This is a genomic window from Acinetobacter sp. 231_lipA, from assembly GCF_058243005.1.
Window position 1 is genome coordinate 1760097 of record NZ_JBZAYU010000001.1, and the last position, 11741, is coordinate 1771837.

Below are 11741 nucleotides of genomic sequence, written 5' to 3' on the forward strand. Positions count from 1 at the left end.
ATCTCCTTATTTAGACGGGGAATCATTTAAAGCTTGAAGGTTCGAGCTTCAACTCCGAGACGTCTATATTGTTTAAATTTTTCACGACCTTGTTGTTTGGCCGATTCGTTATTTTCAATAATTTCTATAATGTGGCTAAATTTTTCGAACTGTTCAAGAGCTTGATCGTTAAAATTGAACACAATCCAGTCAGATTGCTCAGGCAGTTGGGCTGAGATACAAATACGCGCATCGATTTGATCAATGCCATGCGGAATAAAGCTCGTGTCATCAAAACTCCACAAACGTTCATCTAGTTGCTGTTGTAGTTCAGTGTCGCTTGCATACAACCAGATTCGCTCTGGCTGACGCAAGATTTTACGACATAAACGACAAGCACTTTCGACTTGTCGTTCAGGACTTTGTTCAAACAGATAAAAGCTAATATTAGCCATTAGACTGCGCACGATGAGCTAAGAATTGCATCAATAAGGGTACTGGGCGACCGGTTGCCCCTTTATTGGCACCCGAGTTCCATGCTGTACCTGCGATGTCCAAATGCGCCCAGCGGTAATCACGGGTGAAACGTTGCAAGAAGCACGCTGCAGTTACGGCACCAGCTTTAGGCCCGCCAATGTTGGCAATATCTGCAAATGGAGAGTCTAACTGTTCTTGATAGTCATCAATCACAGGCATGCGCCAGACGCGGTCAAAGCTATTTTGACCTGCTTCAGACAGTTCGGCCGCCAGTTTGTCATCTGGGGTAAACATACCCGTTAAGACTGAACCGAGTGCCACGACACAGGCACCTGTTAAGGTTGCAATATCAATGACCAGTTCAGGGTTAAAGCGTTTTACATAGGTCAATGTATCGCACAGCACCAAACGACCTTCTGCATCGGTATTTAAAATTTCAACGGTTTGACCGCTCATGGTGCTCACGATGTCACCCGGACGTGTAGCTTTGCCTGACGGCATATTTTCAGCTGCAGCAATCGTACCTACGACATGAATGGCTAAACGTGATTCACATAGAGCACGGAGTGTCCCTAGAACCGATGCTGCACCACACATGTCATATTTCATTTCATCCATACCAGCGCCCGGTTTCAATGAAATGCCACCTGTATCAAAGGTGATTCCTTTACCGACCAAGACCACTGGGGCTTCAGAACGTTCAGCTTGATACTCAAGGGTAATAATACGGCCTGGGCGGTCTGAACCTTTGCTCACCGCAAGGAAGGAATGCATGCCCAGATCAGCCATTTGCTGCTCATCAAGGACATTAACACGGAGTAGGTCAGGATATTGGGCTGCCAGTTCTAAGGCTTGCTCTGCCAAATATTCAGGGAAGCAGATATTGCCTGGACGGTTGCCTAAGTCACGAGCAAAGCTTTGACCAGATTGCACGGCTTCAATCAATTTAAGTTGCGCAGCATTCAGCGGCGACTCAGCAGCAATCAGGCTGATCTGTTCAAGCACGTTGTCTGCTTTTTTCGATTTGAATTCATCAAAAGCATATGCGGCTTGCGTCAAACTGAGGGCAAATAAATAATGGAGTTCAGCTGGAAGGGCTGAAAGGTCAAGGCTGATGTGTTTGAATTTTTTTTGTGAAGCTTTGATAATGGTTTGAGCAATTTTCACCAGCTTTGCTGCTTGTAATTCAGCTGCTTTCCCGACACCCACCAAGGCTGCATTGGGGCTTGTTGGAATTTGACCAATGAGGCTCAAGGTTTCATTGAACGCGGCTTTAAACTGAGTCGCTTCAATTAAGTTGTTTAAATCATTAATTTGATAAGCATTTGCAAGGTGTTGCGTGTTTTCAGAATCTACTAATATCAACAAAAATTGGCTAGACGTATTCTCTGTGAATGACGTATTAATAGAGAGTTTCATAAGTTTTATTTAAGCCTTATAAAGTTTGAAAATGATTAAACCACTGAAACATTAACATGAATAGAGTTGCAAAGTGCAACAAGAGTACAGGTTTTATATTTTCACTATTCGGGTAAACTAGCGCTAGTTTTTATTCACCTATTTTTGGAAGAATTAATTTGATTATTCGGCGTTATCTGGTCAAACAAGTGGTGTCGACATCCTTGGTTGTGATCGCCTTATTGACCTTGATCATGATGGGCGGTCGTTTGATCAAGTATTTTGGCGTAGCCGCGCAGGGTCGCTTAGATGCAGGTATTTTATTTAGCATTATTGGCTATCGTTTGCCTGAATTTTTAACGCTGATTCTTCCTCTAGGCTTTTTTATTGGGCTGATGCTGGTTTTTGGTCGTCTGTATGTCGATCATGAAATGGCAGTACTCAATGGTAGTGGCGTCAGTCGTAACCAATTGGGGCGACTGCTGATTCCTATGACCGTGGTGTTTCTTGCCGTTCAAGCCGTGCTGATGCTTTGGATGGCGCCGTGGGGTGTTCGTCAGTTTGAGCAGCTCACCACCAGTCAGGCGGTGCGTACTGGTTTTGATTTGGTTCGACCCAAAGAGTTTATTTCATCGGGGCCTTATACCATTTATGCGGGTGACTTATCCGAAGACCGTAAGAACCTCAAAGACATCTTCTTCTATCAACGCGCTGAAGCAGAAGGTAAGCCCGATGTCATGATTTTGGCCAAAGAAGCCACGCGGGTTGAAATTGAAAATGATCCTGCCAATGTGGTGGATTTGGTGCAAGGTCGCCGTTATGAAATTTATCCGGGACAGCCACGTTATAGCCAAGCCGAGTTTCAGTCTTATCGCCTACGTTTAGAAAATGATAAAGAAGCGAAGTTTGAAAGTGCTGATGTTGAAGCATTGTCCACCATGAAACTTTGGGATAATCGTAATGATCCTGTTGTGGCGAGTGAGTTGGGCTGGCGTATTTTTGTACCGTTTGCCATTGTAGTGGCGTTGCTCCTCGCTGTGGCGTTATCTGAAGTGAGTCCACGCCAAGGCCGTTACTTAAAGCTGTTCCCTGCATTGCTTATTTTTGCCAGTTTAATCGTGGCTTTGATGGCCATTAAAACCCGAGTCAGTAAAGAAGAAATGGGGATTTGGGCTTATCCATTGATCTTGGTGATCTATGCGATAGCAGCGGCTTTGTTTTCGCGTAAACAAAAGCTGGCCCCGAAAATTAAGAAAACATTACAACGAGCGGGGTCTTAATCATGTTCGCACGTCGTATAGTCGCAAAACATGTGACCAAAACCACCGCGATGGCGATGCTGGGTGCTACCGCTATTTTATCAGTCTTACAAATTTTGTTTACCTATTTGGGTGAGCTAGGCTCCCTTAAAGAAGGTTATGGTGCTTGGGATGCTTTACGTTATGTACTGTGGGGAGCACCGCAATATCTCTATGAGATTCTACCGATTGCCGCGTTAATTGGCTCGGTACTGGGCCTCGGCACTTTGGCTTCAAACAGTGAGCTGATTGTGATGCGCTCGGTGGGGGTGAGTCTCTGGCGGATTGTTGGTTGGGTGATTCGTTCGGCTTTAATTTTGGTGGTACTGTCATTCGCTTTAAGTGAATGGGTGATTCCATATACCAATGAGCAAGCCAAAGGTGTGAAAAGCCATCGAACAGCGGCTGAGCTCGGTGAAGTACGTGGTTACTGGACACGAGAAGGGCAGCGTTTTATTTATGTCGATTATGCCAACTCTCAAGGTCAGCTGAAAAATGTGCAAGTGGTCGACTTTGACAATAATGCTCGTTTAAAAGGCGTTTTAAATGCTGAGCAAGGTCAGTTTGTGCAAGATGGTCATTGGATCTTAGAAAATACGGCCCAAGTTGATTTACTACCGACAGGTAACGCCACGGCACAAAAGGCCGCTGAAACGCCTTTGGCATTGGCACTGCAGCCGAAATATGTACACATGGTGACGATTGACCCTGAAGACCTTTCACCAAGTCAATTGGTTAGTTTCATGAGCTATATGCATGAATACAGCCAAGTGCCTAAAACTTATCAGTTGGCTTTTTGGCAAAAAGTGGCGTCTCCATTTGCCTTAATTGCTTTGGTGTTGATTGCTTGTTCCTTTATTTTTGGCCCACTGCGCCAACAATCGATGGGCTTTCGTTTAGTCATTGCACTGTTTACAGGCTTAGGTTTCTTTTACCTGCAAGACTTCTTGGGTTATGCAAGTTTGGTTTATTCACCTTCACCCGCATGGTTTGTTTTTGTGCCGATTTTACTGATGTTTGTCGCAGGTGGTTATTTATTACAACGTGCGCGATAACTGTACGATATTGAAGAAAACAATGCGGATGATGGTGTTAAACCATCATGCCTGCATAGAGTCTTGACCGAAAATTCGGTAAGATAGAGCGATGAATTTGTAGACAAAAAAAGAGTGCTTATTATGGCGGATGCAACTGCTGGCAAAATCCCTCACGTACTGGTCATTATGGATGGTGTGGGACACCGTGAAGCGATCGAAGACAATGCATTTTTAGCAGCGAATCGACCGAATTTAACAGCGATTGAAGCAAAGCATCCGCATAGCTTAATTTCAGGTTCTGGTGAAGATGTGGGTCTGCCAGATGGCCAAATGGGCAACTCTGAAGTGGGTCATATGAACTTGGGCGCAGGGCGTGTGCTCTATCAAGACTTTACCCGAATCACCAAAGACATTCGTACGGGTGCTTTTTTCGAGCATGAAGTTTTGGTTGATGCTGTTGAGAAAGCCAAAGCAGCGGGTGGTGCGTTGCACATCATGGGGCTATTGTCTGAAGGTGGGGTGCATTCACACGAAGACCACATTGTTGCCATGGCTGAACTTGCGTTAAAACGCGGTGCAACCGTGTATCTCCATGCCTTCTTAGATGGTCGTGATACCCCGCCACGTAGTGCACAGCCTTCTTTAGAAAAATTAGATGCATTGTTTGCTCAATATCCAAATCAAGGTCGTATTGTGAGTCTGATTGGTCGTTATTTTGCGATGGATCGAGATAACCGTTGGGACCGTGTGGAACAAGCCTATCGTTTACTTACAGAGTCTGAAGCAACACGTACTGCAGCTACAGCTGTTGAAGGTTTAGCATTGGCTTATGCCGCAGATGAATCTGATGAATTTGTCAAAGCAACACGCATTGGCGATACTGTGAAAGTTGAAGACGGTGACAGCATCGTCTTTATGAATTTCCGTGCGGATCGTGCGCGTGAAATTACCAAAGCGTTTGTTGAAAAAGATTTTGCAGGCTTTGCGCGTAAAGTCGTACCAAACCTATCTAAGTTTGTGATGTTGACACGCTACCAAGCCAGTATTGATGCACCTGTGGCGTATATGCCTGAAGCATTAAAAAACTCGATTGGTGAATATCTTTCAGACCTTGGTAAAACCCAATTACGTATTGCTGAAACTGAGAAATATGCACATGTGACATTCTTCTTCAGTGGTGGTCGTGAAGATGAATATCCAGGTGAAAAACGTATTTTGATTCCGTCACCGAATGTGGCTACTTATGACCTCAAGCCAGAAATGAGCGCCTATGAAGTGACCGATGAATTGGTGGCTGCGATTAACTCTGGTGAGTTTGATCTATTGGTGGTGAACTATGCCAACGGCGATATGGTGGGTCATACGGGCGTGTTTAATGCTGCAGTGAAAGCAGTGGAAGCTGTTGATTTATGCTTAGGCCGTGTCTATGAGGCGGTGATGGCACAAAAAGGCCATATGTTAATTACGGCTGACCATGGTAATGTTGAACAAATGCAGGATTATCACAGTGGTCAGGTGCATACTCAGCATACGACAGAATTGGTGCCTTTTATCTATGTCGGCCCAACCCAAGCAACCATTGCGGAGGGTGGTGTATTGGCCGATGTCGCGCCAACCTTGTTAAGCTTGATGCATCTTCCTGTTCCAGCAGACATGCAAGGTCGTAACTTAATTACATTAGACGTATAAATCAATTTGGGTGGGTAAATGGCAAAAGCATCGTGGACTTCAATAGGTGTAGTGATTGCTTTAGGTCTGAGTCTGATCCACCCGATGGGGGCTGTTGCAAAAACTGCGGCAGCACCCGCTTTTGATGATGAATTGGAACAAGGTTATGTTGAGGTTCCGATTGAATCAATTCAACAATTTGTGCAAATCTACGGTTTAGTCAAAGACAATTATGTGGCTGAACGTAGTGATGAAGCATTGTTTCAACAGGCCATTAAAGGTTTAGTCAGTGGCTTAGACCGTTATTCTCGCTATTTATCTCCTCAAGAATATAAACAACTGGTGCAATATACCGAAGGGGATTTGGCTTCAGTTGACTTCAGTTTAGAGTTTGATTCTCGCTTACAACAATGGCTGATTCGTGGATTAAAACCTGACTCAGATTCCAGCAAACTGGGCTTAAAAAATGGGATCTCCGTTTTTAAAGTGGATGATCAAGAGCTACGCAAGCTCAACCATGCTCAAGTCAATGAATTACTCAGTGGGGCAATTGGTAGTACCATCAGCCTACAGTTAAAAGCCAATTCAACGCCGATCAATTTAGTCCGAACCAAAAAGGTTGAAACCGATATTCAGGCGCAACTGTTGAATAACCAAGTTTTGGTGCTCAAGGTGCGGGTGTTTCAACAGGATACGGCCAATGAAATTCAGCAACTGATTGAAGAACATCAGTCTTCGCGTTTAAAAGCGGTCTTGATTGACCTCAGAAATAATCCCGGGGGGCTGTTGTCTGCCGCAGTTGAATCTGCTGATTTATTCTTAAATCAAGGGGTGATTGTTTCAACCCAAAGCCGTTCTGAAGGGGATCAACAGTTCCAAGCTTTACCAAGCCTAGAGTTTCAAAACTTAAAAGTGGGGATTCTGATTAATGATCGCTCTGCATCGGCCGCGGAGGTGTTTACCGCTGCGCTGAAGGAGCATGGACGGGCGTGGGTGATTGGTGAAAAAAGTTATGGTAAGGGCGTGGTACAGAAACTATTTCCGTTATCGAATGGTGCAGCTTTGCAAATGACGGTATCGCATTATTACACCCCAAGTGGTCGGATGATTGAAGGAGTAGGAATTGCGCCAAATCAGGTATATCCAATGCCACATGAACTCAAAGACGAAAGCTATGTTGAACATGTGGCAGAGATTCTAATTAACCGTCGTTAAGTCTTTAAACGGAATCGTCTTCGCCATCTAGCCCGAATTTCTTCAAGCGATAACGTAAAGAACGGAAAGACATGCCGAGCTTTTTAGCCGCCAGTGTTCGGTTCCAGTGGGTAAGATTGAGCGCATTCATCAAAATTTCTTTTTCAATTTTTTCTAAATACAGCTCTAAACCCTCTTCGGGCAATTTACGCGAAGGCATATGACTGAGTTGATCATTGCCAACAGTACCTTGTTGCGTGGCATTGGCATAGTTGGTCTGAGCAATTGGTCGCAGTGGGGCTGTTTGCAAGTGTGGTAAGTCGATACTGCTTTCATCACTTAAAGTGATGGCACGTTCCATCATATTGCGTAATTCACGCACATTGCCTGGATAATATTGGGCCAATAAAAATTCACGTGCACGTTCACTCAATGCTTTGACTGGGATGTCCCATTCTTGGCAGATTTTCTGAATGAAATGTTGTGCTAAAAGAATAATGTCATTGCCACGCTCACGTAGGGCTGGCAGCACAATGTCCATGACATGGATGCGGAAGTACAAATCCTGACGGAACTTGCCTTGTTGTACCAGTGCTTCTAGGTCTTGATGGCTGGCACTAATCACACGAAAATCGACATCAATTTCCGTGTCACTCCCAATTGGGCGAATGCGTTTTTCGGTGGTGTTTCAAAAAGTATGCTGAAAAAAAGCAGGTTGGATTTTGATAAAATAGAGAAATGCGAATAACTCTAGAAATCAAGTGTCCAGCCTGCCTAAGTGACAGTATAAAGAAAAATGGCACAAAAGTAGATGGTAAGCAAAATTACCAATGTAAAATATGCAGACGTCAATTTATTGGTGATCATGCTCTCAGTTATCAAGGCTGTCACTCAGGTATCAAAACCAAAATATTACACCTCATGGTGCGAGGCAGTGGTGTCAGGGATATAGCAGAAATTGAAAGAGTAAGTATCGGTAAAGTTCTACGGACACTTAGCCAATCAAAATATCAACTTCGAGCACAGCAAAGTCATTATGAAACCCTTGAAGTAGATGAGTTTTGGACTTTTGTTGGTCATAAGCAAAATAAACAATGGCTAATTTATGCCTATCATCGAGAAACAGGTGAAATTGTTGCTTATGTATGGGGTAACCGAGATTTAGCCACTGCAAAACGACTTAAATTAAAATTGAAGCAGTTAGGTGTAAGCTATACATGTATATCAAGTGACCATTGGGATAGCTTTGTTACGACCTTTAAAGAATGCAAACAGTTGATTGGTAAATTTTTCACTGTGGGTATAGAAGGCAATAATTGTCGATTACGGCATCGAATCAGGCGAGGCTTTAGGAGAAGCTGCAACTTCTCCAAAAAGCTTGAAAATCATTTCAAAGCCTTTGATTTAGTGTTCTTTTATATCAATAATGGATTCGTTTAATGCCAGCATACTTTTTGAAACACCACCCGTTTTTCTTGTACCGCGCGCAGCAGTTTCACCTGCATAGTGAGCGGTAACTCGGCAATTTCATCTAAAAATAAACTGCCGCCATGTGCAGAGAGAATCAGCCCTTGTTTGTCTTGAGTGGCCCCTGTGAAGCTGCCTTTACGGTGTCCAAACAATTCACTTTCCATCAGTTCGGTCGGTATGGCACCGCAGTTAATGGCAATAAATGGCCCTTCATTGCGATTGCTCAGGCGATGTACCAGATTAGCCACCACTTCTTTGCCAGTGCCTGATTCACCCGTAATACAGACAGGGGCTTGCGAGCGTGCAATTTTCTTTAAGGTTATGCGTAGCTGTTGAATAGGAAGGGACTGACCAATCAGCAGACGATGTTCAAGCGTATCTTCTTGGATATGCAGCTGACTGATGGGCTGATTAAAGGCTTTTTGTAAAAGTTGCTCTAAATGTTTTTGGTTGATTGGTTTACTGACAAAATCAAAAGCACCAGCTTTAAGTGCTGCAATCGCAATATCCATATTGCCGTAAGCAGTCAGCACTGCAACAGGCAAATTAGGATAATTTTGAGCAATAAAATCGACCAAGCTCAGACCATTACCATCGGGTAAATTCAGATCGGTTAGACAGGCATCATATTGATGCGTTTTCAGGGCTTGAACCGCCTCTTGTAAGCGATAGGCAATATGTGTATCAATCCCCATCCGACTTAAAGACATTTGCATCAGTGTACATAAGTCTTGTTCGTCATCCACCAATAAAACAAGTGGTTTTTTTTCCACGTTTAACCCCAAAAATTACACGTCATTGTTTATACGGGGGCATTCAATCCGAAAGCATGCCCCTATTTTTTGTTCTACATAGTATAGCTTAGCTTGGTTGGCTTCGCAGAAACTATGGGATAAATATAATCCTAACCCAGTTCCATTGATTGAGGTACTAAAAAACGGTTGAAACAGGGCGGTTTGATCCTGAGTGGCGACCCCTTCACCAAAATCGCAGACCTCAATATGGACGAGGTTTTTGTAGCTATAGACACGAATTTGAATGTGCTCAGCTTCAGCTGCATTATGCCGAATGGCGTTTCGAATCAGGTTGATCAGCACTTGCCTCAGTTGTTGTTCATCAAACTGAATCTGAGCTTGATCGGAAATGCGGTAATCAATTTGATCTTTGACATCGGGCAAATCTTCAACGATAAAACGTTCTAAAAAAGCGGCGACATCAATCAAGGTCGGATAGGTTTCTTTACTGCGTGCCATGTTCAGTGTATCGCCAATAATTTTATCAATCCGTGAGGCTTGTTTGGCAATCATGTTATGCAACAGTTCTTGTTGTGGGTCGTTAAGTTGCATTAATTCATTGGCTTGCGTGATGGCTGCCAGTGGATTGCGGATTTCATGTGCAATGCTGGCAGAAAGTTGACCCAGTGCAGCCAGTTTGAGTTGTTGTACACGTTGATTAATTTTTTGTGCATCTTGCAGGACGAATAAGGTGAGTGTCTGATTCGGTACTTGTAGTTTTTGAATTTCGATCTGAATTTGAAAGCGACTCAGCTGGGATGTAAATTGGAATTTTTCTCCATTCTTCAGTTGGTCGAATTTGAGGAGTTCAAATAAATCAGGCTGTGCTTTGTACAAAGGATATTTATCGTGAGCATAAATCGGGGAGATACCCAATAATGCACAGGCTGCAGGATTACTCAGCACCATGTGGCAGTTTTCATCGAGAACCAAATAGCCGAGCTCGGTTTGCTCTAAAATATAACGGTTAATGTTTTGCAGTTGGTCCAGTTCTTGGGACTGATAGAAGTTTAAATTTTCAAGGACTTGAAAACGTCGTACTGCAATTTGTCCAGACCCATAAACCACAAAGAACAAAAAGGCGAGCACGGCACTGTTGCCAATGGTATTCAATGAACTAATTGAAAATAGCGTTCCAATAAAGTGTTGATAAACCAGTGTAATCACAGCAATCAAGGTAATGATGAGCGCTTTTTGTTTATCGACCAATACACAAGCGGCAAAGATCGTGATCACAAACAATAAGCTTAACTGTAAGTTTGGACCATCGGTGGCGAAAGTGAGTAAACTGAGACTAATGACATCGACAATAAACAACAAGGTGAGCTGAAGTGATATGCGCTTGCGCACATGCTTGAGGCTCAATAGCTGAAAGGCACTGATAAAAATAAAGCCAATCAGGACAGAACGATACAATACTGGATATTGATAATTTGAAAACAACTGCTCATAGGTCAGCAGATAAACCAGCAACAAACAACAGCCAATAAACAGTCGATAAGACGCATACCAAACACCTAGACGGTATTGATTTAACTGAATATTGGTTGAGTATTGCAGCATGCGGGTGTTAGTCAGCTTGCATCAGGGTTTGATTAAGCCATAACGAATAGCAAGGTGAGTCAGCTTCACATCACTGTCGATGTTGAGCTTTTCAAAAATTCGGTAACGGTAAGTATTGACCGTTTTTACGCTCACAAAAAGCTTGTCAGAAATTTCCTGTGCACTAATGCAATTCACGACCATCATCGCCACCTGCATTTCACGTTCAGACAGAGCATCAAAAGGCGAGGTTTGTGTATCCGATAGATAAGAACTGGCCAGTTGTTCAGCAATATCAGCGCTGAAATATTTGCCGCCTTGCATCACTTTATTAATGGCACGTACCATTTCGGTCACAGGTGCACCCTTTGTAATGTAGCCTTTGGCGCCAGCTTTGAGTAACAGGGAAGGATAAGGTTCTTCAGCTAGACCACTGACTGCCAGTACTTTGGTCTCGGGTGCGGTTTGCAGTAAGCGGCGTGTGGTTTCAACTCCACCAATACCTGGCATGTTGACATCTAACAGAACCACATTTGGGTGATGTTGACGGACGAGATTAATTGCTTCTTCACCAGATTCAGCTTGGCCAATAACTTGAACATCGGCATGGTCCTCGAGCATTCGACAAATCCCTGTACGTACTAACTCATGGTCATCTACCACTAAAACTGTGATCACCTAGCTCTTCCTCACTATAAAAACCATATTTTTTGTTACATAAAGCAAAATAAGCTTGCAATGAAACGACAAAATTAGCAATCCTATTCTTAGGCTTATTTGAAAAGATATGCACGCTGTCGACGGCAATGCTGTTCGCATTGTGTACAAATGTAAGGCATATTGGCGTGAATACGCAAATGTATCTTATGGGTTATGAAGTTGAG

Annotated in this window: 9 protein-coding genes and 2 pseudogenes; 5 read left to right on the forward strand and 6 right to left on the reverse strand. The window is 43.5% G+C overall.

Going from position 1 to position 11741, the window contains the following annotated elements; genetic code table 11:
- Window positions 1–26: 26 nt before the first annotated feature.
- Window positions 27–434: a DNA polymerase III subunit chi gene (locus AC4CUX_RS08645; protein ID WP_078425943.1), complete on the reverse strand. Its 408-nt coding sequence runs from the start codon at window positions 432–434 to the stop codon at window positions 27–29.
- Entirely contained in the window at window positions 427–1875 is a 1449-nt protein-coding gene (locus AC4CUX_RS08650; RefSeq protein ID WP_287166744.1) for a leucyl aminopeptidase, read from the reverse strand. Before AC4CUX_RS08650 ends, AC4CUX_RS08645 begins: the two co-directional genes overlap by 8 nt.
- Before the next feature lie 158 nt (window positions 1876–2033).
- Here AC4CUX_RS08650 and lptF point away from each other — a divergent pair, with 158 nt between their 5' ends.
- The 4 genes from lptF to AC4CUX_RS08670 all read left to right on the forward strand — a co-directional run bounded on the left by lptF (window position 2034) and on the right by AC4CUX_RS08670 (window position 7072).
- Window positions 2034–3134, forward strand: coding sequence for an LPS export ABC transporter permease LptF (lptF, locus tag AC4CUX_RS08655; RefSeq protein WP_287166745.1), 1101 nt, complete (start codon window positions 2034–2036; stop codon window positions 3132–3134).
- 2 nt (window positions 3135–3136) lie between these two features.
- A complete protein-coding gene (gene lptG / locus AC4CUX_RS08660; protein WP_058868725.1) occupies window positions 3137–4207 on the forward strand; it encodes an LPS export ABC transporter permease LptG in 1071 nt (356 codons plus the stop codon).
- A 123-nt stretch (window positions 4208–4330) separates the two neighbouring features.
- Window positions 4331–5878, forward strand: a complete 1548-nt coding sequence (gene gpmI / locus AC4CUX_RS08665) for a 2,3-bisphosphoglycerate-independent phosphoglycerate mutase (protein ID WP_287166747.1) — start codon at window positions 4331–4333, stop codon at window positions 5876–5878.
- An 18-nt stretch (window positions 5879–5896) separates the two neighbouring features.
- Window positions 5897–7072 (forward strand): S41 family peptidase, encoded by a 1176-nt coding sequence (locus AC4CUX_RS08670; protein ID WP_004692840.1) that lies wholly within the window; start codon window positions 5897–5899, stop codon window positions 7070–7072.
- Between the two features lie 4 nt (window positions 7073–7076).
- On the opposite strand, the pseudogene AC4CUX_RS08675 reads toward AC4CUX_RS08670, so the two are convergent.
- Window positions 7077–7730 (reverse strand): annotated as a pseudogene (locus AC4CUX_RS08675) (AAA-type ATPase lid domain-containing protein); the annotation flags it as partial.
- 59 nt (window positions 7731–7789) lie between these two features.
- On the opposite strand from AC4CUX_RS08675, the gene AC4CUX_RS08680 reads away from it, so the two are divergent.
- The gene (locus tag AC4CUX_RS08680; RefSeq protein ID WP_004282341.1) at window positions 7790–8491 is read left to right on the forward strand and encodes an IS1 family transposase; all 702 of its coding nucleotides are present in this window, start codon (window positions 7790–7792) and stop codon (window positions 8489–8491) included.
- Window positions 8492–8514: 23 nt separating this feature from the next.
- Here AC4CUX_RS08680 and AC4CUX_RS08685 read toward each other — a convergent pair.
- From AC4CUX_RS08685 to gacA, 3 genes and pseudogenes are all read right to left on the reverse strand, one after another.
- Window positions 8515–9294 (reverse strand): annotated as a pseudogene (locus AC4CUX_RS08685) (sigma-54-dependent transcriptional regulator); the annotation flags it as partial.
- Window positions 9295–9309: 15 nt separating this feature from the next.
- On the reverse strand, window positions 9310–10878 hold the full coding sequence (locus AC4CUX_RS08690; RefSeq protein WP_287166748.1) for a sensor histidine kinase: 1569 nt from the start codon (window positions 10876–10878) through the stop codon (window positions 9310–9312).
- 21 nt (window positions 10879–10899) lie between these two features.
- The gene (gacA, locus tag AC4CUX_RS08695) at window positions 10900–11535 is read right to left on the reverse strand and encodes a response regulator transcription factor GacA (RefSeq protein WP_004692836.1); all 636 of its coding nucleotides are present in this window, start codon (window positions 11533–11535) and stop codon (window positions 10900–10902) included.
- Between the last annotated feature and the right edge of the window lie 206 nt (window positions 11536–11741).